Origin of the sequence: Pseudomonas marginalis, from assembly GCF_008692035.1 — a bacterium.
In the GTDB taxonomy this organism is placed as follows: domain Bacteria; phylum Pseudomonadota; class Gammaproteobacteria; order Pseudomonadales; family Pseudomonadaceae; genus Aquipseudomonas; species Aquipseudomonas marginalis.
The window spans coordinates 3,716,787-3,739,856 of the sequence record NZ_VTFG01000001.1 but is presented as its reverse complement, the minus strand read 5'-3'; the positions used below and the strand labels follow the sequence as shown (position 1 = coordinate 3,739,856).

General features: G+C 61.8%; 23 protein-coding genes. 11 read left to right on the top strand and 12 right to left on the bottom strand.

The genetic code is table 11. From position 1 onward, the window contains the following. The first annotated feature begins 190 nt into the window (after positions 1-190). Positions 191-1,924 (top strand): DUF4153 domain-containing protein, encoded by a 1,734-nt coding sequence (locus tag FX984_RS17580; RefSeq protein WP_027606117.1) that lies wholly within the window; start codon positions 191-193, stop codon positions 1,922-1,924. On the opposite strand, the gene FX984_RS17575 is transcribed toward FX984_RS17580, so the two are convergent. Next, the gene (locus FX984_RS17575; protein WP_027606116.1) at positions 1,899-3,074 is read right to left on the bottom strand and encodes an MFS transporter; all 1,176 of its coding nucleotides are present in this window, start codon (positions 3,072-3,074) and stop codon (positions 1,899-1,901) included. The two genes, FX984_RS17580 and FX984_RS17575, sit on opposite strands and share 26 nt — an antisense overlap. A gap of 188 nt (positions 3,075-3,262) precedes the next feature. Continuing rightward, positions 3,263-4,459 (bottom strand): class I SAM-dependent rRNA methyltransferase, encoded by a 1,197-nt coding sequence (locus tag FX984_RS17570; RefSeq protein ID WP_015373227.1) that lies wholly within the window; start codon positions 4,457-4,459, stop codon positions 3,263-3,265. A gap of 187 nt (positions 4,460-4,646) precedes the next feature. On the opposite strand from FX984_RS17570, the gene FX984_RS17565 reads away from it, so the two are divergent. Beyond that, the gene (locus FX984_RS17565; RefSeq protein WP_169898796.1) at positions 4,647-5,459 is read left to right on the top strand and encodes an HDOD domain-containing protein; all 813 of its coding nucleotides are present in this window, start codon (positions 4,647-4,649) and stop codon (positions 5,457-5,459) included. Positions 5,460-5,480: 21 nt separating this feature from the next. Continuing rightward, entirely contained in the window at positions 5,481-6,293 is an 813-nt protein-coding gene (gene mutM / locus FX984_RS17560) for a bifunctional DNA-formamidopyrimidine glycosylase/DNA-(apurinic or apyrimidinic site) lyase (RefSeq protein ID WP_027606114.1), read from the top strand. 123 nt (positions 6,294-6,416) lie between these two features. Here the strand turns inward: mutM and FX984_RS17555 are convergent, their stop codons facing one another. The 5 genes from FX984_RS17555 to FX984_RS17535 all read right to left on the bottom strand — a co-directional run bounded on the left by FX984_RS17555 (position 6,417) and on the right by FX984_RS17535 (position 11,011). Next, positions 6,417-6,668 (bottom strand): YfhL family 4Fe-4S dicluster ferredoxin, encoded by a 252-nt coding sequence (locus FX984_RS17555; RefSeq protein ID WP_003195146.1) that lies wholly within the window; start codon positions 6,666-6,668, stop codon positions 6,417-6,419. Positions 6,669-6,782: 114 nt separating this feature from the next. Continuing rightward, positions 6,783-7,262, bottom strand: coding sequence for a pantetheine-phosphate adenylyltransferase (coaD, locus tag FX984_RS17550; protein ID WP_003176711.1), 480 nt, complete (start codon positions 7,260-7,262; stop codon positions 6,783-6,785). A 114-nt stretch (positions 7,263-7,376) separates the two neighbouring features. Then, on the bottom strand, positions 7,377-8,972 hold the full coding sequence (locus FX984_RS17545; protein ID WP_146477639.1) for a GMC family oxidoreductase: 1,596 nt from the start codon (positions 8,970-8,972) through the stop codon (positions 7,377-7,379). A 37-nt stretch (positions 8,973-9,009) separates the two neighbouring features. Further along, positions 9,010-9,555 carry a twin-arginine translocation pathway signal protein gene (locus FX984_RS17540; protein ID WP_092355707.1) on the bottom strand — a complete coding sequence of 182 codons (546 nt, stop codon included), beginning with the start codon at positions 9,553-9,555 and terminating at the stop codon, positions 9,010-9,012. A gap of 28 nt (positions 9,556-9,583) precedes the next feature. After that, on the bottom strand, positions 9,584-11,011 hold the full coding sequence (locus FX984_RS17535) for a coniferyl aldehyde dehydrogenase (RefSeq protein ID WP_027606111.1): 1,428 nt from the start codon (positions 11,009-11,011) through the stop codon (positions 9,584-9,586). Positions 11,012-11,157: 146 nt separating this feature from the next. Between FX984_RS17535 and FX984_RS17530 the strand changes: the two genes are divergently transcribed. Together FX984_RS17530 and FX984_RS17525 are read left to right on the top strand one after the other, a co-directional pair. Then, entirely contained in the window at positions 11,158-11,829 is a 672-nt protein-coding gene (locus FX984_RS17530; RefSeq protein ID WP_027606110.1) for a TetR/AcrR family transcriptional regulator, read from the top strand. Between the two features lie 33 nt (positions 11,830-11,862). Then, positions 11,863-12,717 carry a sulfurtransferase gene (locus FX984_RS17525; protein WP_146477642.1) on the top strand — a complete coding sequence of 285 codons (855 nt, stop codon included), beginning with the start codon at positions 11,863-11,865 and terminating at the stop codon, positions 12,715-12,717. Positions 12,718-12,773: 56 nt separating this feature from the next. Here FX984_RS17525 and FX984_RS17520 read toward each other — a convergent pair whose 3' ends face one another. The 4 genes from FX984_RS17520 to FX984_RS17505 form a co-directional block, all read right to left on the bottom strand. Continuing rightward, complete coding sequence (locus tag FX984_RS17520) at positions 12,774-13,769, bottom strand: hydrolase (RefSeq protein WP_146477644.1); 996 nt, start codon at positions 13,767-13,769, stop codon at positions 12,774-12,776. 61 nt (positions 13,770-13,830) lie between these two features. Further along, complete coding sequence (gene rsmD, locus FX984_RS17515) at positions 13,831-14,448, bottom strand: 16S rRNA (guanine(966)-N(2))-methyltransferase RsmD (protein ID WP_146477646.1); 618 nt, start codon at positions 14,446-14,448, stop codon at positions 13,831-13,833. Next, the gene (locus tag FX984_RS17510) at positions 14,448-15,938 is read right to left on the bottom strand and encodes a M16 family metallopeptidase (RefSeq protein ID WP_027606106.1); all 1,491 of its coding nucleotides are present in this window, start codon (positions 15,936-15,938) and stop codon (positions 14,448-14,450) included. Before FX984_RS17510 ends, rsmD begins: the two co-directional genes overlap by 1 nt. Next, entirely contained in the window at positions 15,931-17,286 is a 1,356-nt protein-coding gene (locus FX984_RS17505; RefSeq protein ID WP_027606105.1) for a M16 family metallopeptidase, read from the bottom strand. Before FX984_RS17505 ends, FX984_RS17510 begins: the two co-directional genes overlap by 8 nt. A gap of 232 nt (positions 17,287-17,518) precedes the next feature. On the opposite strand from FX984_RS17505, the gene ftsY reads away from it, so the two are divergent. From ftsY to rpoH, 4 genes are all read left to right on the top strand, one after another. After that, on the top strand, positions 17,519-18,898 hold the full coding sequence (ftsY, locus tag FX984_RS17500) for a signal recognition particle-docking protein FtsY (protein WP_027606104.1): 1,380 nt from the start codon (positions 17,519-17,521) through the stop codon (positions 18,896-18,898). Beyond that, the gene (gene ftsE, locus FX984_RS17495) at positions 18,895-19,566 is read left to right on the top strand and encodes a cell division ATP-binding protein FtsE (RefSeq protein WP_003213784.1); all 672 of its coding nucleotides are present in this window, start codon (positions 18,895-18,897) and stop codon (positions 19,564-19,566) included. Before ftsY ends, ftsE begins: the two co-directional genes overlap by 4 nt. Beyond that, positions 19,563-20,585, top strand: a complete 1,023-nt coding sequence (gene ftsX / locus FX984_RS17490; protein ID WP_065923857.1) for a permease-like cell division protein FtsX — start codon at positions 19,563-19,565, stop codon at positions 20,583-20,585. Before ftsE ends, ftsX begins: the two co-directional genes overlap by 4 nt. A gap of 129 nt (positions 20,586-20,714) precedes the next feature. Beyond that, positions 20,715-21,569: an RNA polymerase sigma factor RpoH gene (gene rpoH, locus FX984_RS17485; RefSeq protein ID WP_003176698.1), complete on the top strand. Its 855-nt coding sequence runs from the start codon at positions 20,715-20,717 to the stop codon at positions 21,567-21,569. Positions 21,570-21,615: 46 nt separating this feature from the next. Here the strand turns inward: rpoH and mtgA are convergent, their stop codons facing one another. Beyond that, a complete protein-coding gene (gene mtgA, locus FX984_RS17480; protein WP_146477648.1) occupies positions 21,616-22,338 on the bottom strand; it encodes a monofunctional biosynthetic peptidoglycan transglycosylase in 723 nt (240 codons plus the stop codon). Positions 22,339-22,412: 74 nt separating this feature from the next. Here mtgA and FX984_RS17475 point away from each other — a divergent pair, with 74 nt between their 5' ends. Both FX984_RS17475 and thiS read left to right on the top strand, forming a co-directional pair. Continuing rightward, entirely contained in the window at positions 22,413-22,793 is a 381-nt protein-coding gene (locus FX984_RS17475) for a DUF423 domain-containing protein (RefSeq protein ID WP_065938111.1), read from the top strand. Positions 22,794-22,864: 71 nt separating this feature from the next. Further along, complete coding sequence (thiS, locus tag FX984_RS17470; RefSeq protein WP_049711100.1) at positions 22,865-23,065, top strand: sulfur carrier protein ThiS; 201 nt, start codon at positions 22,865-22,867, stop codon at positions 23,063-23,065. Positions 23,066-23,070 lie beyond the last annotated feature (5 nt).

Here is a 23,070-nt window from a genome sequence, read left to right as displayed (position 1 = left end):
GAGGTTGCCTCAAACGCTGCGGGATCGCCGCGCGCAGTGGCCTTGAGCTCATAAACCCGCCGGGGGATGACTGGCGATGAATAGGGCCGATTCTACACCGCTGGCGGCTGGAGGGAACGGGATACTCAGGGCCGCTGGCTTTGTTTAGACTGGCGGCCCTTTGCCCCTACCCCTCTCCAAAGGAATTGGAATGCCCGGTATCCATCGTTTTCTTGGGTTCTACCTGCTGATCGGTCTGATCCAGGGAATCGTCTTCTATTACTCCGATCAGCTCTATCGCTTGAGCGAAACCGTGTTTTTTGTCACCTACACCGTGGTGTTGGTGGGCGGTACCACCTTGCAACTGCTGGGGGAAAAAGCCCGACAGTGGCGGTCGTTACTGCCTACGCTGGCATTCACCCTGTTGATGGGTGGCATGACGCTGTGGGTCTGCTACGGCCTCGACCATGTCGGCAATAACCGCTGGGCGATCAATTCCTGGTTTATCAGCGTGGTGGTGTTGAGCTATGTCTGTGCCACGTTTCTGTTCGCCTGGCCCGCCGAAAAAGGGCAACGCTGGCGTTATGAAGACCTGTTCCAGCAGGCCTGGAACAGCGTATTCATCGTGCTGTATGCCCTGATCCTGGTGGGGGTGTTCATGTTGCTGCTCAAGCTATGGGGCCGACTGTTCCTGATGCTGGGCATCGAATTTTTTGAGCGCCACTTCTGGAGCCAGCTATTCCTGTGCATCAGCTTGCCGTTGGTGTTCGCCTTGGGCATGTACCTGGCGGCGCGCAGCGAGAAAGTCATCGGCCAGATGCGCGGCATGCTGTTCAGCGCCTGTGGCTTGTTGTTGCCGTTGATCGCCCTGATCAGCCTGCTGTTTACCCTGACCTTGCCGTTCACCGGGCTCGGTCGGATTTGGGCGACGGGTTATTCCACGCCGATTCTGCTGGTGCTGGCGGGGGCGCAGCTGTTCTTGCTCAATGGTGTTTTTCAGGAGGGCGTTCAACCTCCACCGTACCCCAAATGGTTAACGCGGTTTATCGAATTGAGCCTGCTGTGCCTGCCGATTCTCGCCGCCCTGGCGTTTTATTCGAGCTGGTTGCGGGTCGAGCAATATGCCTTATCGCCACAGCGCTTCATTGCACTGGCGGCGGCGTTACTCTGTGGTTTGTATGGCCTGGCTGCCGTGTGGGCGGTGGTGTTGCGTTCGCCGGTCTGGCTGGCCAACCTGCGTGTTACCAACCCGGCCTTGGCGCTGCTGTTTTGTGGGCTGGTGGTGTTGGTCAACACGCCGATCCTCGATCCGGTGCGCCTGAGCGTCGACGATCAGGTCCGGCGTTTGCTCGACGGGCGTACCAAGGCTGAAGAGTTTGACGCGCACTACCTGCGTTTTGGCCTGGAGAAGGCTGGGGAGGCGGCGTATGCCAAGTTGCAGGTCGACCTGGACCAGGAGCGCATTCTGGACCCGGAATCGCGCCGTGCCTTGCGTGAGCGGATGGAAGACACCTCGCTGAGTTTCAGTGAACAGTATGAAAAAGAGCGTGCCCGCCGGCCCAAGCCCGAGCTGGAATGGATCGGCCCCGAGCCCAAGGGCAGCGAGCAGTTTGCCGAGCTCAGCCTGAACACTGACTCTGGGTGCGAGCCCGGCTGTGTGTTGTGGGCGGTGGACTTCGATCAGGACGGGCAGCCCGAAGTGCTTGCGATACCCCGCACCAGTTATCGCCATGACTTCAAGCCGCCGCGCATTTTTGTCCTGGACGATAAGGGCGAATGGGACGATCGCGGCCCTCTCGTATGGACGCAACTGCCCGACGGCTATGTGGACACCGAGACCCTGATCCACGATATCCGTGAGGGCAAGATCTCGTTGGTCAAGCCTCGTTACCGGCAGTTGCAGTCCAGTGACATGTTGCTCACGCCGGTGGTTCGTGAACCGTAGTCCGCCGATTGGTCACCAGCCCCCAGAGGCTGAATCCGATAAAACTGAGGGCGATGCTCATCAATAGATGATCGCCGGCCTGGGCCAGTGCCGCGCTGCCGACAGCGGCAGTGAGAAACATGATGCTATTGCCCGCCGACGCCGCCGTGCCCGCGCTGCTGGAGAACAACAGCATTGCTGCGGAAATCGCGGCGGGCCTGACCAGGGTGACGGCCAGGGCGCTGATCAGCATCGGGATCAACAAGGTCACAGTGGTCATGGCTTCAATGCTGACGATCAGCGTTAACAGCGCGCCTGCGACGAGCAGCAAGCCAAGACCGATATTGATTTGCCGGGACAGCGCCATGCGTTTTTGCAGGTACGAGGCAGCAACGCCGCCGAGCAGGTAGGCCAGGCCGTACACCATCAGCACCAGCGCATATTGGTATTCGGACAGCTTCAGCGCATCCATGAAAATCAGCGGCGTCACGCTGATCAGGGCGAAGTAGCAGGCAAACACCAGGGCGGCGATCCACCAATAGCGCAGAAAGTCCCGATTGCGCGCCACGGCCTTGAGTGTGCCGATGATGGATACCGGTTCGCGGTGCGGGCTGGAGGACTTCGACGGCAGGATACAGAGCGCCTGGATCAACATGCCCGATGCCATCAGCGCAAACCCATAGAAGCTCCCTTGCCAGTCGAAGGTGGTTTGCAGCCAGGAGCCGATCAGCGGCGACAGCGCGACAAACGAGCCGCTCAGGGTCATGTAATAGAGGCGCACCCGGGCTCGGTCCTGTTCGTCGAACAGGTCTTCCACCAGTGCATGGCCCAGTACGAAGAAGCCGCAGCCCATGGCCTGGACCGTGCGGAACAGCAGGAAGGTCAGGTAATCCGGTGCCATGGCGCAACCTATCGCCCCGAGGATCGACAGCGTGATACAGCCGAGCAGGACTTCCTTGCGCCCCCATTTATCCGAAAGCGGACCGGCGAGCAGTTGGGAGATGGAAAAGACCAGGGTGAACAGGCTGATGGACAGTGCGATGTCTGCGCTGGGCGTGTCGAACCGGGCGGACAGGGCGGGGAACGACGGGAGCAGGATATTGATCGGGAAAAAGCTGATCAGTGAGATGCAGGTGATGAGGATGAAGCGGGAGAGGGTGGGCCCAGACATTGTTTTTGTTTTCCGGAGTAAAGCCAGAAACCGATACTAGTCTGCGAAAAGTGGAATTCAATCAAAAGTGTTGAGAGAAACTTCCTGAATGGACGTGGCTTGCTTGGGTAGGAAAAGTTTTCACGGCAACCACAAAACAAATGTGGGAGGTGGCAAGCCCACTCCCACATTTTTATCTGTGCTTGGCTTTAGCTGTTTGGCAACAACCGGCACGTAATGCTCTTGATATACCGCGTCTCGACAATCGCCGGATGCACCGGATGATCCGGGCCCTGCCCGCCACGTTCCAGCATCTGGATATTGCGGTCCAGATGGCGGGCGCTGGTCAGCAGGATATTCTGCAGGTCGTCTTCCGGCAGGTGCATGGAGCACGAGGCGCTGACCAGGATGCCGTCCTTGCTGAGCAGGCGCATGGCTTGCTCGTTCAGGCGGCGATAGGCGCCTTCGCCGTTCTTCATGTCTTTCTTGCGTTTGATGAAGGCCGGTGGGTCGGCGACGATCACGTCGAAGCGTTCTTCGCTGGCTTTCAATTCCTTGAGGGCTTCGAAGACGTCACCTTCGATGCAGGTCATCTTCTCGGCAACGCCGTTCAGCGCGGCGTTGCGCTCCACGCCATCGAGGGCGAAGGCCGAGGCGTCGACGCAGAACACTTCACTGGCGCCGAAGGCCGCGGCTTGCACGCCCCAGCCGCCGATGTAGCTGTACAGGTCGAGTACGCGTTTGCCTTTGGCATACGGGGCCAGGCGCGCGCGGTTCATGCGGTGGTCGTAGAACCAACCGGTTTTCTGGCCCTGGATCACCGGGGCTTCGAATTTCACGCCGTTTTCTTCCAGCGCCACCCACTCCGGCACCAGGCCGAACACGGTTTCGACGTAGCGGTTGAGGCCTTCGGCGTCGCGCGCGGCGGAGTCGTTCTTGAACAGGATGCCGCTCGGCTTGAGCACTTGGGTCAGGGCGGCGATCACGTCGTCTTTATGGGCTTCCATGGTCGCCGAGGCGATCTGCACCACCAGGATGTCGCCGAAACGGTCGACCACCAGGCCCGGCAGCAGGTCGGAATCGCCGTAGACCAGGCGGTAGAACGGCTTGTCGAACAGGCGATCACGCAGGGACAGGGCGACGTTCAGGCGGTGCACCAGCAGCGACTTGTCCAGTGGCAACTTGATGTCGCGCGACAGCAGGCGTGCGCAGATCAGGTTGTTCGGGCTCATGGCCACGATGCCCAGGGTCTTGCCGCCGGCCGCTTCCAGGATGGCCTGGTCGCCCGCCTGGAAGCCGTGCAGAGGGGTGGCGGCCACGTCGATTTCGTTGCTGTAGACCCACAGGTGGCCGTTGCGCAAACGACGATCGGCGTTGGCTTTGAGACGCAGGCTTGGCAGGGACATGACGTCGCTCCGGAAAAAAGAGCGGGAGTATACCTTGTTATGTAGGAAATGGCCGGGCTGCCGGATGTGCGGGGAGGTGTCAGCCGAGGGTTGATAAGGGTTAGAATCCCCACCTAGCCCAGAGTGTGTACTTATGTCCCAAGAGCTTTCCGCCGAACAGATCCAGCAGGCCCTCCAAGGCATCAGCGTGCCGCCTCAGCCGCAAATCATGGTGGATTTGCAGATGGAGCAGTACATGCCCGACCCGGACCTGGAAGTGATCGCGCGGTTGATCTCCCAGGACCCGGGCCTGTCCGGCGCGCTGCTGAAGATCGTCAACTCGTCCTATTACGGCCTGAGCAACAAGATCGCCTCGATCCAGCGCGCGGTGAACCTGCTGGGCAGCCGCTCGATCATCAACCTGATCAACGCCCTGTCGATCAGGGGCGAGATGAGCGACGACACCATCGTCACCCTCAACCGCTTCTGGGACACCGCCCAGGACGTGGCCATGACCTGCCTCACCCTGGCCAAGCGCACCGGCGCCCAGGCGGTGGACGAGGCCTATGCCCTGGGGCTGTTCCACGACTGCGGCGTGCCGCTGATGCTCAAGCGTTTCCCCAACTACATGACGGTGCTCGAAGAGGCCTACGCCAACGCCGGCCCCGACTGCCGCGTGGTCGACACCGAAAACAATGCGTTCAACACCAACCATGCGGTGGTCGGCTACTACACCGCCAAGTCCTGGCGCCTGCCGGAGCATGTGACCGACGCCATCGCCAACCACCACAATGCCCTGGCGATCTTCAGCGATGAGACGTCGCGCAATCCGCAGCTGAAAAACCTGCTGGCGATCCTGAAGATGGCCGAGCACATCTGCTCGTCCTGCCGCGTGCTGGGCAACCAGTCGGTGGACCATGAGTGGAATGCCATCGGCCACCTGGTGCTGGACTATGTGGGCCTGTCGGACTACGACTTCGAAAGCCTGAAGTTGTCGATCCGCGAACTGGGCGCGCACTGATCCCCCCCTCACGAGGTACACATGCCCGAGTTACCAGAAGTCGAAACCACCCGGCGTGGGATTGCGCCGCACCTGGAAGGCCAGCGGGTCAGCCGCGTGGTGGTGCGTGAGCGGCGCCTGCGCTGGCCGATCCCGGAAGACCTGGATGTGCGCCTGTCCGGCCAGCGCATCGTGCTGGTGGAGCGGCGCGCCAAGTATCTGTTGATCAATGCCGAAGTGGGCACTTTGATCAGCCACCTGGGCATGTCGGGCAACTTGCGCCTGGTCGAGGTCGGCATGCCGGCGGCCAAGCATGAACATGTGGATATCGAGTTGGAATCCGGCCTGGCCCTGCGCTACACCGACCCTCGGCGTTTCGGCGCGATGCTCTGGAGCCAGGACCCGCACAACCATGAACTGCTGATTCGCCTGGGGCCGGAGCCGTTGACCGAGCTGTTTGACGGTGAGCGGTTGTTCCAGCTGTCCCGCGGCAAGTCGATGGCGGTGAAACCGTTCATCATGGACAACGCGGTGGTGGTGGGCGTAGGTAACATCTATGCGACTGAGGCGTTGTTTGCGGCGGGGATTGATCCACGTCGCGCGGCCGGCGGCATTTCACGCGGGCGTTATTTGAAGCTGGCAGTCGAGATCAAGCGCATTCTGGCGGCGGCAATCGAGCGTGGCGGCACCACGTTGCGGGACTTTATCGGTGGCGATGGGCAGCCGGGGTATTTCCAGCAGGAGTTGTTCGTCTACGGCCGCGGTGGCGAGGCGTGCAAGGTCTGCGGGACTGAGCTGCGCAATATGGTGCTGGGGCAGCGGGCGAGTGTGTTTTGCCCCAGGTGCCAGAGCTGATTGCTGTGTAGTGGTTGATATCGCTATCGGGGGCAAGCCCCCTCCCACTTTTTGACTTGCGAATGAATTCAAATGTGGGAGGGGGCTTGCCCCCGATGAGGCCCTGATAGGCGCTGAAGAAGCTCAAGCCTTACCGGTAATCTTCCGGTACTTCTCCATCAACTGCTCTTCCGTCTCCGGATGGGCTTCATCCAGCGGAATGCAATCCACCGGACACACCTGCTGGCACTGCGGCTCGTCGTAGTGACCGACGCACTGGGTGCACAGGTTGGGGTCGATCACGTAGATCTCTTCGCCCTGGGAGATGGCGGCGTTCGGGCACTCGGGTTCGCAGACGTCGCAATTGATGCAATCGTCGGTGATGATCAGGGACATGGAAACTCCTGCCAGGGCTGTCAGCCAAGGCATCTGAAAACTAATGCGCGCAATTGTGCCGCATTGGCGCCCGCAGTGCGAGCTGTGGTGAGCGGGGCAAGCCCGCTCACCACATTACTTCTTGAAGCGCAGCGTCAGCGCATCAGCCACGGCCGGATGCACGAACTTGGTGATATCCCCGCCCAAAGCGGCAATTTCACGGACCAACGTCGAGGAAATGAACGAGTAACGTTCCGACGGCGTGAGGAATAGGCTTTCCACGTCCGGCGCCAGTTGGCGGTTCATGTTGGCCAGCTGGAATTCGTATTCGAAGTCCGACACCGCGCGCAGGCCACGCAGGAACACATTGGCGTTCTGCTCCTTGGCGAAATGCGCGAGCAACGTGGAAAAGCCCACCACTTCCACGTTGGGCAGGTGCTTGGTGACCTCACGCGCCAGCTCCACGCGCTGTTCCAGGGGAAACAGCGGGTTTTTCTTGGGGCTGGCCGCGACTGCGATGATCACATGGTCGAACAAACGAGAGGCGCGTTCGACCAGATCGCCATGGCCTTTGGTAATCGGGTCGAAGGTACCTGGGTACAACACTCGGTTCATCGCGTCGTCCTGGCGGAGTCCGTTGGGGAACCGGATGGTATCGCAGCCATCCCGGTCGGCCAAGTCAACTTATGCATAAGAAAGCCGTATAGACACCGTGAATAGCGTGTTTTTTCACGCTGTTTTCAGACGTTCGGCCAAGGCTGTCGCCAGTTGAGCGGTTAATCCGTACACCGATAATTGCGGGTTGGCCCCAATACTGGTGGGGAATAGCGAACCGTCGTGGATCGACAGGTTGCGCAATTGGTGATGGCGACCGAGGCTGTCAGCCACCGCATTTTTGGGATCTTCGCCCATGGCACAGCCGCCCATCACATGGGCGCTGCCCAGGGTTGTCCGGTGCAATTCCAGATTCAAACCCTCAATGACGCTGCGTGCCTCGGCCAAGGTGTTCACGAACCGTGCGTCATGGTGCATGGGCTTGACCGACTTGGCGCCCGCCGCGAACTGGATTTCGGCCATGCTGTGGAAGGCCCGGCGCAGGCCATCCCAGGCGTAGGGCGAAACCTGATAGTCGAGCACCGGCGTACCGTCACCGCGTAAATCCACGCTGCCGCCCTGGCTGTCGGGGTGAAAGCCGTCACGCAACAGCGCGAGCATGGCGTGGGTATGGGGCAATTGGCCCATGTCCAGGGCGTTCTGCGTGCCATAGCCGCCGAACAAGGTGCTGGCCAATGCTGGATGCAAGGGCGGCGCTTCAAGCTTGTAGGACATTTTGCCGGTGGTGCCGTCCTGCCACTGGAAATGGTCGGAGTAGATCGACTGCGGCGCGCCGTAGAACGGGTTGATCACCTCGTCGAACAATGCGGCGGAGAAGTTCACCAAGTGCAAAAAGGTCCGCTTGCCCAGCCGCGAATGCGGGTCGGGGGCACCCGAGCGCATCAGCAGCGCCGGGCTATTGATGCCGCCGCCCGACAGCACGTAATGCTTGGCCTTCACTGTGATCTTGCGCCCGGTAGGCGCCACGCAGCGCGCGTCCATCGCTACGCATTCCAGGCTGCTGATGGTGTCGCCGCTGTATTTGAGCTGCTCGGCGCGGGCCAGGTACAGCAGCTCGCCGCCTTTTTCCAGGGTGGACGGGATGGTGGTCACCAGCATCGACTGCTTGGCGTTGACCGGGCAGCCCATGCCGCAATAACCCAGGTTGAAGCAGCCACGTACGTTGCGCGGGATCACATGCCAGCTGTAGCCGAGCTTTTCGCAGCCTTTGCGGATCACATCATTGTTGGCATTCGGGGGGATGGCCCATGGTGCGATGCCCAGGCGCTGCTCCATCTTTTCGAACCACGGTGCCATCTCTGCACTGCTGTGGCCTTTTACCGCGTACTCGCTGGCCCAATGGCCGAGGGTGGCGTCCGGGGTACGGAAGCTGGAGGTCCAGTTGATCAGCGTGGTACCGCCCACCGCGCGGCCTTGCAGGATGGTGATGGCGCCGTCCTTGCTCATGCGGCCGATGCCTTCCTGATACAGGCTGGCGTAGGCCTCGTCCTCCAGCAGCTTGAAGTCGCTGCTGGTCTTGAGCGGGCCTTCTTCGATCAACAGTACTTTGTAGCCGGCGGCGCTGAGGATCTCGGCAGTGGTGCCGCCACCGGCGCCGCTGCCGATGATGGCCACGTCGGCCTCCAGGGTCAGGTCGCGGTCGAGGGCGGCGCCATCGTGGGTTTTCCAGCCGCGGGCCAGGCCGTCGCGGAACAGATCGGGTACGGGCATCAGGGGCGTCTCTTGTTTTTATTGTGAGGGAGGCAAATCAGATCTTCGGCGGGCCGGGGTAGCCGCAATGCGCCCAGGCGGCGGGCCGGAAGTACCAGGCCATGATCACCAGCTTGAGCAGCGAGCCCTGGCCCATGCGCAGCAGGTTCAGGTAGCTGTTTTCCCAGCGGTGCAGGAAGTTGCGGATCTGCTCCGCGCTGGCGTTTTCCCAACTGCCCCAGATGCCGGTCAACGGGCCGCGCGTAATGCCCATGCCGAGCACATCGAACAGCTGCTGGGTGAGCTTGAACATCTCCGGCGACAGGTGTTGCAGGCTGTAGTCGAGTTTTTTCAACGTGTCTTCAATCCCGGCGACCACATCCTGAGCGCTGGCCACGCCTTCGAGCAGCACCGGGATCACCGCGCGCAGGAACGGCAGGTCACTGCTGCGCAACATGGCAAAGCCGCTGGCCGGGGTGCTGCTGGAGCAGCCGCTGAGGCTGGCGCCCAGCCCGGCCGTGGCCAGGAAAGCGCTGGCACACAGACCGATTTTCAAGACGCCGCGCCGCGACAGCGCGGGTGAATCAATGAGGCTAGGGTTCATTGTTATTGTTATCCCGTGGGTGGCGGTGTCAGCGGACAAACAGCTTCTGGATCAGTTTCTGGATCGATTTGCCGTAGGGCGGGTAGATCAATTTCGCCGCGTTCAGGCGCTGTTTCACCAGCACACCCTTGGCCTTGCTGAACGTCAGGAACCCTTCATGGCCGTGGTAGTGGCCCATGCCCGAGGGGCCGATGCCGCCAAAGGGCATGTCGTCCTGGGCCACGTGCAGGAGGGTGTCGTTCAGGCAGACACCGCCGGAATGGGTCTCGTGGAGGACCCGGTCCTGCTCGCGCTTGTTGTAGCCGAAGTAATACAGGGCCAGCGGGCGAGGGCGCTGGTTGATGTAGGCAAAGGCTTGGTCGATGCCGCGATAAGGCACGATCGGCAGCACCGGGCCGAAGATTTCGTCCTGCATCACGGTCATGTCATCGCTGACATTCAGCAGCAGGCTATGGGCCATGCGCCGTGCCTGGCCCTGGTCGTACAGCGGGATCAGGGTGGCGCCCTTGTCGGTGGCGTCCTTGACGTAGGCATTGAGCCGGGCCAATTGACGCTCATTGATGATGGCGGTGTAGTCCGGGTTGTCGGCCAGCGTCGGATAAAACCCGCGAACCGCCTTGCTGTAGGCCTCGACGAAACCCTCCACGCGGTCCTCCGGCACCAGCACGTAGTCCGGGGCCACGCAGGTTTGCCCGGCGTTCAAGGCTTTACCGAAGGCGATGCGTTCGGCGGCGTCCTTGAGCGGTACGTCGGCGGAGACAATGGCCGGCGACTTGCCGCCCAGTTCCAGGGTGACCGGCGTGAGGTGTTCGGCAGCGGCGCGCATCACGTGCTTGCCAATACTGGTCGCGCCGGTAAACAGCAGGTGATCGAAGCGCAGCTTGGAAAACGCCATGCCCACCTCGGCCTCTCCGAGCACCACGCACACCAGGTCCTCGGGGAAAATCCTCGCCAGTAACGCCTTGAGCAGTTCGCCGGTAGCAGGCGTGGATTCGCTGAGCTTGAGCATCACCCGGTTGCCTGCGGCCAACGCACCGACCAGTGGGCCGATGGCCAGGTACAGCGGGTAGTTCCACGGCACGATCACGCCGACCACGCCCAGGGGTTGGTAAATGACTTTGGCTGACGCAGGTTGGAAGGCCAGGCCTACAGCGCGGCGGGAAGGTTTCATCCAGCCTTTTAGGTGTTTGCTGGCGTAGTGAATGCCATGCAGGCTGGGCATCAGTTCGGCGAACAGGGTTTCGTCGGCGCTGCGCTGGCTGAAATCCTGGCTGATCGCATGGATCAGTGCCTGGCGCTCGTCACTGAGCACATCCCGCAAGGCCTTCAGCCACTGTTGGCGCTGTGCAGCTGGCGGCATCGGGTTGGCGGCGTAGGCGCGGCGTTGGGCGTCGAACAGGTCCTGGAGTTGATCCAGCGCCTGGGCATCTTGCAGGTAGGCAACGTTGGCAGACATGGCGCAGCACCGATTGTTATTGGTCTGCGTGGATTTTTAGAGTCATTGCTCTAAATTGTCAAATGACATTGCAGCAACATGCAGATTTATCCTGGCAAGGATAGGCCGTAAGATGCCCTATCACGTGTACAGAAGCTGATTCCCCTATGGCACCACGAGTAAAGACCAGCGAGCGTATTGTGCAAACCAGCCTGGAGCTTTTTAACCAGCAGGGCGAGCGCAGTATCAGCACCAACCATATCGCCGCCCATATGGAAATTTCGCCGGGCAACCTGTACTACCACTTCCCCAACAAGCAAGCGATCATCTCCGTGCTGTTTCGCGAATATGAAGCGTTGGTGGACAGTTTCCTGCGTCCGCCCCAGGGGCGTGCAATGGTCGTGGAGGACAAGCGCTTTTATCTCCAGGCCGTACTGGCCGGCATGTGGCGCTACCGTTTTCTGCACCGCGACCTTGAACACCTGCTGGAGAGCGACCCGGAGCTGGCCACCGGCTATCGGCGTTTTTCCCAGCGTTGCCTGATCCAGGGCGGCGCCATCTACCAGGGGTTTGTCGATGCAGGCATCCTGAACATGGACCCGGTGCAAACCGAAGCCCTGACCCTCAATGCCTGGATCATCCTCACCTCCTGGGTGCGTTTCCTGTGCACCACCAATGAAAACTCCGCCCACCTGAGTGCCGAAGCCATCAAGCGCGGTGTGTATCAGGTGCTGGTGCTGGAGGCGGGTTTCGTTACGCCCCAGGCGAAAGAAGCGGTGGATGCACTGTTCAAAGAGTTTTACGTGCCGTTGAACCAGGCACTGGAAGACGTGAAGTAGGACCTTTCCCGAATCTGTTCACAGGAGTCCATCATGCCGCTTGCCCAACTGATCAGCCCCCAGCAATTGGCCGAGCGCCAGACGTCGGCGGGGCTGGTGATCCTGGATTGCCGTTTTGCCCTGGAAGACCCGGATTACGGGCGTTGCAGCTACGCCGAAGGGCATATCGAGGGTGCGCAATATGCCGACCTGGAGCGCCATCTCAGCGGGTCGGTGATCAAAGGTGTGACCGGTCGTCACCCGTTACCGGCGGCGGGCACCTTCGCCGAGCAACTGCGGACATGGGGCATCCATGCTGACACCGATATCGTGCTGTATGACGACGGCCCTGGCGCCTATGCGGCTCGTGCCTGGTGGCTGCTGGCCTGGCTGGGCAAGCGTGACGGTGTGTTTATCCTGGACGGCGGCCTCAAGGCCTGGCATGCCGCGGGTTTCCCGTTGAGCCTGGACGCGCCGGTAACCGAGCGTGGGACTTTCGATGGCGCGCCGGACAATCACCTGCTGCTGGATGCCGAACACCTGCAAAAACGCCTGGGCCAACCCGGCCTGACCCTGATCGATGCCCGCGCCCAACCGCGCTTTCGCGGTGAAGTTGAGCCCATTGATCCGATTGCCGGGCATATCCCCGGTGCGCAATGTGCGGCGTTCAACGAAAACCTGGGCAGTGACGGGCGTTTCCTCCCGGCCGAGCAACTCAAGCAGCGCTTCGCCGCGCAGTTGCAGGGGCGCTCGCCGGAGGAACTGGTGGCGTATTGCGGTTCGGGCGTGACGGCCTGCCACAACCTGTTCGCCCTGAGCCTGGCGGGTTACCCGTTGGGCAAGTTGTATGCGGGGTCGTGGAGCGAGTGGATTACCGATCCGACGCGGAAAATCGCTACGGGTGACTGAGTTCCGGCCGTGTAAACCCAATCCTAATATGGGAGGGGCTTATCCCTCCCACATGTTTAACCGTGTCGTGCCAATAACCATTGTGGGATGCGCCGCTCCAGGTAGTAGCCTGGGCGTTTCAGCGAGCCATCGACGAAGCCCACGTGCCCACCCTTGGTCGTCAGCTCAAACTCGGTGCACGCCGACAGCTCGCTGGCCTCGGGCAAGCTGTGGGCGAATACGAACGGGTCGTCGGCCGCCTGGATAATCAGCGTCGGCGTGCGGATCGCGCCCAGGTAGTAGCGACTCGACGCGCGACGGTAATAGTCCTCGGCACTCAAGAACCCATGCAGCGGCGCGGTGACCCGGCCGTCGAAGTCCCAGAAGGTGCGCATCTTCTCCAGCGAGCCAAGCGCTTCCAGGGTTTTCAGCCCGTCCGCGCGGCCATCCTGTAAAAAACGGCGTTGTTTGACGCGGATATACGCGAGCATTTCACCCATGAAGTGCTTTTGATAAATCCGCGAGAAACCTATCCCGATCCGGTCTGCACACTGATCCAGGCGAAACGGCACCGACACCGCCGCTGCGCCTTGCAGCCCGGACGCCTCGCCGGTTTCCCCCAGGTGCTTGAGCAGCACATTGCCCCCCAGCGAATAACCCACCGCATACAGCGGCGCCAACGGCCGCTTGGCGCGCAGGTGCGCAATCGCGGCGGCGAGGTCTTCGCTGGCGCCTGAGTGATAGCTGCGCGCCAGCAGGTTGGGCTCGCCCGAGCAGCCGCGCCAGTTCAAGGCCGCACTGGCCCAGCCTTGGGCGCCGAGGACTTTTTGCAGGCCGGCCACATAGGGGGAATTGGATGAGCCGGTCAGCCCGTGCAGCACCAGCACCAACGGCGCCTGCGCGTCATGGGGGCCATGCCAGTCGAGGTCGAGAAAGTCGCCGTCTTCCAGCCACAGGCGTTCGCGTTGGCGTTCGATATGGGTAGTCGGCCGCCACAGCGGCCCCCACAGGGTTTGCAGGTGAGGGTTGCCGAGGCCGAAGGCGGGGATGAACTGGTCGGAGGACGGTGTCATGACACTCTCAGTTTTGAGCTGACTCACTGTCTGTGGTGAGCAGGCTTGCTCACCACAGATTTTAAGCGACGCTTTCGACCAATCGATGCCACAGCGCGTAATACACACGACCGGATTTCTGCTCCCGGTGCAGGCGCCAGGCGCCCGGCAAGCCCAGGGTAGACGGCGCGGTCTCGCTTTCAGTGTAGATCCACGCGTCCAGTGCCAGCCATTGGCGCTCTTCGAGCAAGGCGCACACGGTCGGCAACAGGTTCTGGTTGAACGGTGGGTCGAGGAACACCACGTCGTAGGCGCTGGGCGCCTGGGTTTCCAGGTAGCGCAGGGCGTCGGCGGTCTGCACCTGGCCATTGGTGCAGCGCAGGGTGCCCAGGTGTTCCTTGAGGCTGGACACCGCGACATTGCTGGCATCCAGCGCCTGGGCCTGGGCCGCGCCACGGGACAGCGCCTCCAGGAACAGCGCGCCACTGCCGGCGAACGGGTCCAGCACCTTGGCGCCGGCAATGTACGGCGCCAGCCAGTTGAACAGGGTTTCACGTACGCGGTCCGGCGTCGGGCGCAGGCCCACGACGTCGGGGAAGCTCAGCTTGCGGCTGCCCCATTCGCCGCCAATGATGCGCAGTTGGCCCACACCGTTATGCACGTTGTGGACAGGTTTTTTCGGGCGAGATGAACTGGCCATTAATGCTCCGGAACCCCGAGCGGCTGCTCGGCAGGTTTATCAGTGGGGGGCGGTAGTGGCTTTTGCGCAGTCGTTGGGCCGGCGGTCACGATGACCATCTTGTCGGCGCTCAAGTGTTTGTTCAAGGCAGCCTTGACCTGCTCTACGGTCAGGGCCTGGGATTGTTTCATGAAATCTTCCAGATAGCTCAGCGGCAGGTTGTAGAAACCCATGGCGCCCAGCTGTCCGACGATATCGGCGTTGCTTGCGGTGGACAGCGGGAAGCTGCCGGCCAGCTCGCGCTTGGCGTCATCCAGTTCCTTTTGCGTCGGGCCGGTCTTGAGGTAGTCGGCGAGCACGTCTTCGACCAGGCGCAGGGTGCCGCCGCTCATTTCGGCGCGGGTCTGCAGGTTGATCATGAACGGGCCACGCACTTGCATCGGCGAGAAACCGGAATACACCCCATAGGTCAGGCCACGTTTCTCGCGCACTTCGCTCATCAAGCGGGTTCCGAAGCCGCCGCCGCCGAGAATCTGGTTGCCCAGGGACAGGGCTGCGTAGTCCGGGTCGGCGCGGTCGATGCCCAATTGGGCGAACAGCAGGTGAGTCTGTTTGGACGGGAACTCGATATGGCTCAGGCCGGCCTTGGGCTCGGTCGGCTGGGCGATCTTCGCCATGGCCGGGCCCTTGGGCAGCGCGGCCGACACTTTGGCGGTCATCGCTTCGGCTTCGGCGCGGGTCAAGTCGCCGACCACGGCAATCACCGCATTACCCGCCGCATAAGCCTTGGCGTGGAACGCCTGCAACTGCGCGAGGGTAATCTTCGGAACGCTTTGCGGCGTGCCTTCACTCGGGTGAGCATAGGGGTGATCGCCGTACAGGCGCTTGAACAGCTCCAGGCTCGCCAGCTTACCGGGATTCTGCTTCTGGTATTCAAAGCCGGCGAGGATCTGGTTCTTGATCCGCGCCAGGGAGTCGGCGGGGAAGGTCGGCTTGCCGATCACCTCGTCAAACAGCGCCAGGGCGGCGTCGCGTTTAGCGCTGTCGCTGAGGCTGCGCAGGGACACCAGCGCCATATCGCGATAAGCGCCATTGCCAAAGTCGGCGCCCAGGCCTTCAAAACCACTGGCAATCTGGCTCACATCCTTGCCCGGTACGCCTTCGTTGAGCATGGCGTTGGTCATCAGCGCCAGGCCCGGCACGTTGCCGTCCTGGCTGCTGCCGGCGGCGAACAGGATGCGCATGTCGAACATCGGCAACTCATGGGCTTCGACGAACAGCACCTTGGCGCCTTCGGCGGTGGTCCAGGTTTGCACGTCGAGCTTGCGGTTGGTCGGCGCCTTGCCGTCCAGTTCCGCCAGGGATTGCAGTTTGTTGGTCGATTGAGCCTTGTCCAATGCCTGGCTGGCGACGGAGTCACTCGGGCGCAGGAAGTACACGGCGCTCGCCGCGATCAACGTGACGACGATCAGGCCCGGCAGGATCAGGCGGCTGCTTTTGCGATCACTCATGAGCGGTCTCCTCAGGCAAAACATGGGCGACGCTCAGACGTTCGCGGGTGAAATAGGTGCGCGCGGCCTTCTGGATATCTTCCGGGGTCACGCTTTGCAGGTCGGCCAGTTCGGTGTCCATGAGTTTCCAGGACAGGCCCACGGTTTCCAGGGAGCCGATGGCCGTGGCCTGGCTGGTGATGGAATCGCGTTGGTACACCAGGCCGGCAATGACCTGGGCACGGATGCGTTCCAGTTCTTCGGCGGTCGGTGGCTTGGCCTTCAACTCTTCCAGCAGGCGCCACAGGCCGGCTTCGGCTTGGGCAACGGTCTTTTTCTTCTGCTGGTTCGGGGTGGCCGAGAGGGTGAACAGGCTGTCGCCCCGGGTGTAGGCGTCGTAGTTGGTGGACGCGGCGGATACCAGCTCTTCGCCACGCTCCAGTTGCTCGGAGATCCGTGCACTGTAGCCGCCGTCCAGCAGGGCCGAGATCAGGCGCAGGGCCTGGACCGAACGCTTGTCTTCGGCGGTGGCCAGGCCAGGTACGTTGAAGCCCAGGATCACGCTCGGCAATTGGGTCTGCACATGCATGGTCAGCAGGCGCTCGCCGGGCTCGGCCAGCTCCATCGGAACCTTGGCGGGCGGTACGTCACGCTTGGGGATCGGGCCGAAGTAGCGCTGGGCCAGGTTTTTTACCTCGTCCGGGGTGACGTCGCCGACCACCACCAACGTGGCGTTGTTCGGTACATACCAGGACTGGTACCAGTGGCGCAGCTCCTCGACCTTCATGCGGTCGAGGTCGGCCATCCAGCCGATGGTCGGGGTGTGATAGCCGCTGGCCGGGAAGGCCATCGCCTTGAAGCGCTCGAAGGCCTTGGACATCGGGTTGTCGTCGGTGCGCAGGCGGCGTTCTTCCTTGATTACCTCGATTTCGCGGCTGAACTCGTCGGCCGGCAGGCGCAGGCTGGCCATGCGGTCGGCTTCCAGCTCAAAGGCAACGCCCAGGCGGTCACGGGCCAGCACCTGGTAGTAGGCGGTGTAGTCATCGCTGGTGAAGGCGTTTTCTTCGGCGCCCAGGTCACGCAGGATCAGCGAGGCTTCGCCGGGGCCGACCTTGGCGCTGCCCTTGAACATCATGTGCTCCAGGGCGTGGGACAAACCGGTCTGGCCCGGGGTTTCGTAGCTCGAACCGACCTTGTACCAGACCTGGGAAACCACCACCGGCGCGCGATGGTCTTCGCGCACGACCACCTTGAGGCCGTTATCCAGGGTGAATTCATGGGTGGGTTGTGGGTCGGCAGCCAAGGCTGAAAGGGGCAGACAAACTGTGCTGAACAGCAGGCCTGCGGCGTGGCGGGCTAGAGCATTCATTCGTTTTTAAACCTGTTGGGCTGCCCGCTTGGTCTTAGCGTCGGCGGGCGAGGAGGTGCTAGGATACTGATCCGACCTAGGGACGGCCACTATGGCTGTCTTGTTAAGGCCCTATTTAGGCCTTACAAAATGTTGCGCATGAACGAGCTGGCTAAAAAACAGTCTGTTACGCATCGAATTTTATTTACCGATGTGCCCCTTGGCGCGTCGCTACCTTGAGATAGCCGTCTCCATGTTTGGTTCCAACGACGACAAGAAGACCCCAGCTGCGGCTGGCGAGAAGAAAGGCCTGTTCGGATGGCTGCGCAAAAAGCCGCAGGAAACCGTCGCTGAACAGCCACAGGTTCAAGCTGAGCCGATCCCCGAGCCTATAGTAGAAGCCGAGCCCGTTGCCGAAGCGCCGGCGCCGGTGGTGTTGCCGATGGCTGAGCCGGTGTTGCAGCCGGTGGCCGAGGTGGAGCCTGAGCCCGAACACAAGCCGTGGCCTGAGCTGCCGGTGCCCGAAGAGCCTGTGGCGCTGGTTGAAGATGTGCAGGCCGAGCATGTGGTGCCGCCGATTCCGGTGACCGTTGAGCCACAGCCGGTCGTTGTCGAAGCTCCCGCCCCCGTGCCCGCGCTCGTCGAGCCAGTGGTTGCCGCTCCCGCCGTCGTCGAAGCGCCCGTCGCCTCCACCGAAACCAGCAAGACCGGCTTCTTCGCCCGCCTCAAGCAAGGCCTGAGCAAGACCAGCGCCAGCATCGGCGAAGGCATGGCCAGCCTGTTCCTCGGCAAGAAAGTCATCGACGATGAGCTGCTGGAAGACATCGAAACCCGCCTGCTGACCGCCGACGTGGGCGTCGAAGCCACCGCCGTGATCATCCAGAGCTTGACCCAGAAGGTCGCGCGCAAGCAGTTGACCGATGCCGACGCCCTCTACAAATCCTTGCAGGCCGAACTGGCTGCGATGCTCAAGCCCGTTGAGGCGCCGCTGGTGATCACCCCGAACAAGCCGTTCGTGATCCTGGTCGTGGGTGTCAACGGCGCCGGCAAGACCACCACCATCGGCAAACTGGCCAAGAAGCTGCAGTCGGAAGGCAAGAAAGTCATGCTCGCCGCCGGCGACACCTTCCGCGCCGCTGCCGTCGAGCAATTGCAGGTCTGGGGGGAGCGCAACAAGATCCCGGTCATCGCCCAGCACACCGGTGCCGATTCCGCCTCGGTGATCTTCGACGCCGTGCAAGCCGCCAAGGCTCGTAACATCGACGTGCTGATCGCGGATACCGCCGGTCGCCTGCACACCAAAGACAACCTGATGGAAGAGCTGAAGAAAGTCCGCCGCGTGATCGGCAAGCTCGATGCAGACGCCCCGCACGAAGTGCTGCTGGTGCTCGACGCCGGTACCGGGCAGAACGCCATCAGCCAGGCCAAGCAATTCAACCAGACGGTCCAGCTGACCGGCCTGGCCTTGACTAAGCTCGACGGCACGGCCAAAGGTGGCGTGATCTTCGCCCTGGCCAAGCAGTTCGGGTTGCCGATTCGTTATATCGGCGTCGGTGAAGGCATCGACGACCTGCGCACCTTTGAAGCCGAACCCTTTGTCCAGGCACTGTTTGCCGAGCGGGAGCGTTCATGATTCGATTCGAACAGGTCGGTAAACGCTATGCCAACGGGCATGTGGGCTTGCATGAGCTGAGCTTTCGAGTGCGCCGCGGCGAGTTCTTGTTTGTCACCGGTCACTCGGGGGCCGGCAAAAGTACGCTGTTGCGCCTGCTGCTGGCCATGGAACGCCCGACCACGGGCAAGTTGCTGCTGGCGGGCCAGGACCTGGCTACCATCAGCAATGCGCAGATCCCGTTCCTGCGCCGCCAGATCGGCGTGGTGTTCCAGAACCACCAGTTGCTGTTCGATCGCACGGTGTTCAACAACATTGCCCTGCCGTTGCAGATTCTTGGGCTGTCCAAGGCCGAAATCGTCAAGCGTGTGGATTCGGCCCTGGAGCGCGTGGCGCTGTCGGACAAGACCGACCTCTATCCCGGCGACCTGTCCACCGGCCAGCAACAGCGCGTCGGCATTGCCCGCGCCATCGTTCACCGCCCGGCCTTGCTGCTGGCGGACGAACCCACCGGTAACCTCGACCCGCGCCTGGCGGCCGAGATCATGGGGGTATTCGAAGACATCAATCGTCTGGGCACCAGCGTACTGATCGCCAGCCATGACCTGGCGCTGATCGCCCGTATGCGCCATCGCATGCTGACCCTGCAACGCGGTCGCCTGATCGGTGACGGGGAGGCTGGCGTATGAGTGCAACACGTAGCCCCAAGGTTTCCGAGCGCGTGGCGCCGAAACCGGCCGATCCGCAACCGAAAAAGAAAAAACACGACGATGACGATGGCCCCGACTTCAGCACCCTGCTGCGCGCCTGGATCGAAAGCCATCGCGCCAGCCTGCTGGACAGCCTGCGTCGCCTGGGCAAGCAGCCGATCGGCAGCTTTTTTACCTGCCTGGTGATGGCCGTGGCCCTGAGCCTGCCGATGGGCTTGTCGCTGCTGCTTAATAATGTCGAGCGCCTGGGCGGTTCCTGGCAGCGTGCGGCACAGATTTCCCTGTACCTGAACCTCGATGCCAGCACCAAGGAAGGCGAAGCACTACGGGACGATATCAAGAACATGCCGGGCGTCGCGGACGCCGAGTACGTCAGCCGCGATCAGGCCCTTGAGGAGTTCCAGCAACAGTCCGGCCTGGGCGAGGCGCTGAAAGAGCTGCCGCAGAACCCGCTGCCGGGCGTGGTGCTGGTGACGCCGAATGAAGTCGACAAGGCGGGCCTTGAAGCCCTGCGACAAAAACTCGCAGAGATGCCGAAGGTGCAACAGGCGCAACTTGATCTAGTCTGGGTGGAGCGCCTGGCGGCGATCCTCAAGCTGGGCGACCGCTTTGTGTTCGGCCTGACGGTGCTGTTGGTGTCTGCATTACTTTTGGTGATAGGTAATACCATTCGTCTTCATATTGAAAACCGTCGCACCGAGATAGAAGTGATTAAACTGGTCGGCGGCACGGACAGCTATGTGCGTCGGCCTTTTCTGTACATGGGCGCGCTTTATGGCCTGGGTGCGGGGATTTTGTCCTGGGGCGTGCTGGCGTTCGGCCTGAACTGGCTGAACGACGCGGTTGTCGGGCTTGCCGGCTTGTACGGCAGCGATTTTGCCCTGGCCGGGGTGCCGGTTGCCGATGGTCTGTCGCTCTTGCTTGGCGCGGTATTGTTGGGTTATATCGGTGCCTGGATTGCGGTCGCACGGCATTTACGCGAGCTGGCACCGAAGTAGTTAATGTCAGGGTAATGTGGTTTCGTTTGTATTGACCGTATCAGTGGTTTAGGGAACTTGTCCTACGGTTCCCGGTCAATTTTCGCAGTGCTGAACTGCACGAGTTATGTGAGTCGGAGGTTTTTTCGTATGACCACTTCTTTGCAACCTGCTTATGCCTTGGTCCCGGGTGCGAACCTGGAAGCCTATGTGCACACGGTCAACAGCATTCCATTGCTGACGCCCGAGCAGGAGCGTGAACTGGCCGAGAGTCTCTACTATGAGCAGGATTTGGGGGCGGCTCGGCAGATGGTGCTCGCCCACCTGCGTTTTGTCGTACATATCGCCCGTAGCTATAGCGGCTACGGCCTGGCCCAGGCTGACCTGATCCAGGAAGGCAACGTCGGCCTGATGAAGGCTGTAAAGCGCTTCAACCCTGAGATGGGCGTGCGCCTGGTGTCGTTTGCCGTGCACTGGATCAAGGCGGAAATCCACGAGTTCATCCTGCGCAACTGGCGCATCGTGAAAGTCGCGACCACCAAGGCCCAGCGCAAGCTGTTCTTCAACCTGCGCAGCCAGAAAAAACGCCTGGCGTGGCTGAACAACGAGGAAGTCCACCGCGTGGCCGAAAGCCTCGGCGTGGAGCCCCGTGAAGTGCGCGAGATGGAAAGCCGCCTGACCGGCCATGACATGGCCTTCGACCCGGCCGCCGAAGCGGACGACGACAGTGCTTTCCAATCGCCGGCCAACTACCTGGAAGACCACCGGTACGACCCGGCGCGTCAACTGGAAGACGCCGACTGGAGCGACAACTCCAACCACAACCTGCACGAAGCGCTGGAAGTGCTGGACGACCGTAGCCGTGACATCCTCTACCAGCGCTGGCTGGCGGAAGAAAAAGCCACGCTGCACGACCTGGCGCAGAAGTACAACGTGTCGGCCGAGCGCATTCGTCAGCTTGAGAAAAGCGCGATGAACAAGCTGAAGTTGTCGATCGCCGCCTGAACATGTGGGAGGGGGTAAGCCCCTCCCACATTTGTTTTGTGTTGTATCAGTCGGACCAAGGCGCTTTGCGGGAATTGTTCAGTTCCACCAGGTAACCCTCTCCGCCCAGCTGGCTCATCTGCTGGCGAATCCAGGCTGCCCGCCGCGCCACATACGCGGTCGGATGGCTGGCACTCCATACCCGTGGATTAGGCAACACCGCCGCCAGGTAGCTGGCCTGCTGCCGGGACAACCCCTTGGCACTCACCCCAAAGTGATGTCGCGCCGCCGCTTCCGCGCCAAACACGCCTTCATCCCATTCCACGCTGTTGAGGTACACCTCAAGAATCCGCTGCTTGGGCCAGAACACCTCGATCAGCCCGGTAAACCAGGCTTCCAGGCCTTTGCGCAAATAACTGCGACCCGCCCACAGGAACAGGTTTTTCGACACCTGCTGGCTCAGCGTGCTCGCGCCCCGGATCGAACCGCCGCGCTCGTTGTGCAGGAGCGCCGCCTGGATCGCGCCGAAATCAAAGCCCCAGTGCTGCGGGAAACGTTGGTCTTCACCGGCCATCACCGCCACTTTCAGGTCGTCGGAGATCTCGTCCCACGGCACCCAGGTGCGTTGCAGGTCAATGGGTTCGCCGTCGAACCAGGATTCGACCTTGCGCTCCACCATCAGCGCGGTGAAGGGCGGCGGGACGACACGGAACAGCAGCACCAGCAGAACACTGCCGATGGCAAACCATTTCACGACGGTGAGAAGGCGTTTGAAGAGGACACGCAGCATAGAGATGGCTTGGCCGAACCCGTTGAGCGGGCCATTATACAGACCCTGCCCAATGAGTCTGACTGGAGTTCCTCATGCTGCGTAGCTTTCTGATGCTGGCTGCCTTTTTCGGCTTCACCGGTGTCGCCCTCGGTGCGTTCGCCGCCCATGGCCTGAAAAGCCGCCTGAGCGCCGAGTACCTGGCGATCTTTCACACCGGCGTGACTTATCAGTTGGTGCACACTCTGGCGCTGTTCGGCGTGGCGCTGCTGCTGGCGCATATTCCGGGGCGCCTGGTGACGTGGGCGGGCGTGTCCTTTGTCGTCGGTATCCTGCTGTTCTCCGGCAGCCTGTACGTGCTGACCACCACGGGGATCAGCAAACTCGGCATCATTACGCCCTTCGGCGGGTTGGCGTTCCTGCTGGGTTGGTTCTTCCTGGGCCTGGCTGCCTGGCGCATGCAACTGACCGCTTGACGCTTGGAGCTGACCTTCAGGTGCCAATCGGGCTAGAATGCTGGCCCCTAAAATCGATGGCGGCCCGTGGCATGCGCATTCAGTTGAACGGCGAATCCCTTGAACTGCCCGACGGCGAAACCGTTGCGGCCCTGCTGACCCGCCTGGACCTGACCGGGCGTCGCGTCGCAGTGGAACTCAACCTGGATATCGTCCCGCGTAGCCAGCACGCCGAGACCACGCTCACCGAGGGTGACCAGGTCGAGGTGGTCCACGCCATCGGCGGCGGCTAGTCCCG

Excerpts from the sequence above, each read along its gene's own strand:
- FX984_RS17580 (WP_027606117.1), top strand. The coding sequence starts at position 191 with ATGCCCGGTATCCATCGTTTTCTTGGGTTCTACCTGCTGATCGGTCTG.
- FX984_RS17575 (WP_027606116.1), bottom strand. The coding sequence starts at position 3,074 with ATGTCTGGGCCCACCCTCTCCCGCTTCATCCTCATCACCTGCATCTCA.
- FX984_RS17570 (WP_015373227.1), bottom strand. The coding sequence starts at position 4,459 with ATGTCCCTGCCAAGCCTGCGTCTCAAAGCCAACGCCGATCGTCGTTTG.
- mutM (WP_027606114.1), top strand. The coding sequence starts at position 5,481 with ATGCCCGAGTTACCAGAAGTCGAAACCACCCGGCGTGGGATTGCGCCG.
- FX984_RS17555 (WP_003195146.1), bottom strand. The coding sequence starts at position 6,668 with ATGTCCCTGATCATCACCGACGATTGCATCAATTGCGACGTCTGCGAA.
- coaD (WP_003176711.1), bottom strand. The coding sequence starts at position 7,262 with ATGAACCGAGTGTTGTACCCAGGTACCTTCGACCCGATTACCAAAGGC.
- FX984_RS17545 (WP_146477639.1), bottom strand. The coding sequence starts at position 8,972 with ATGCCCGTACCCGATCTGTTCCGCGACGGCCTGGCCCGCGGCTGGAAA.
- FX984_RS17540 (WP_092355707.1), bottom strand. The coding sequence starts at position 9,555 with ATGAACCCTAGCCTCATTGATTCACCCGCGCTGTCGCGGCGCGGCGTC.
- FX984_RS17535 (WP_027606111.1), bottom strand. The coding sequence starts at position 11,011 with ATGTCTGCCAACGTTGCCTACCTGCAAGATGCCCAGGCGCTGGATCAA.
- FX984_RS17530 (WP_027606110.1), top strand. The coding sequence starts at position 11,158 with ATGGCACCACGAGTAAAGACCAGCGAGCGTATTGTGCAAACCAGCCTG.
- FX984_RS17525 (WP_146477642.1), top strand. The coding sequence starts at position 11,863 with ATGCCGCTTGCCCAACTGATCAGCCCCCAGCAATTGGCCGAGCGCCAG.
- FX984_RS17520 (WP_146477644.1), bottom strand. The coding sequence starts at position 13,769 with ATGACACCGTCCTCCGACCAGTTCATCCCCGCCTTCGGCCTCGGCAAC.
- rsmD (WP_146477646.1), bottom strand. The coding sequence starts at position 14,448 with ATGGCCAGTTCATCTCGCCCGAAAAAACCTGTCCACAACGTGCATAAC.
- FX984_RS17510 (WP_027606106.1), bottom strand. The coding sequence starts at position 15,938 with ATGAGTGATCGCAAAAGCAGCCGCCTGATCCTGCCGGGCCTGATCGTC.
- FX984_RS17505 (WP_027606105.1), bottom strand. The coding sequence starts at position 17,286 with ATGAATGCTCTAGCCCGCCACGCCGCAGGCCTGCTGTTCAGCACAGTT.
- ftsY (WP_027606104.1), top strand. The coding sequence starts at position 17,519 with ATGTTTGGTTCCAACGACGACAAGAAGACCCCAGCTGCGGCTGGCGAG.
- ftsE (WP_003213784.1), top strand. The coding sequence starts at position 18,895 with ATGATTCGATTCGAACAGGTCGGTAAACGCTATGCCAACGGGCATGTG.
- ftsX (WP_065923857.1), top strand. The coding sequence starts at position 19,563 with ATGAGTGCAACACGTAGCCCCAAGGTTTCCGAGCGCGTGGCGCCGAAA.
- rpoH (WP_003176698.1), top strand. The coding sequence starts at position 20,715 with ATGACCACTTCTTTGCAACCTGCTTATGCCTTGGTCCCGGGTGCGAAC.
- mtgA (WP_146477648.1), bottom strand. The coding sequence starts at position 22,338 with ATGCTGCGTGTCCTCTTCAAACGCCTTCTCACCGTCGTGAAATGGTTT.
- FX984_RS17475 (WP_065938111.1), top strand. The coding sequence starts at position 22,413 with ATGCTGCGTAGCTTTCTGATGCTGGCTGCCTTTTTCGGCTTCACCGGT.
- thiS (WP_049711100.1), top strand. The coding sequence starts at position 22,865 with ATGCGCATTCAGTTGAACGGCGAATCCCTTGAACTGCCCGACGGCGAA.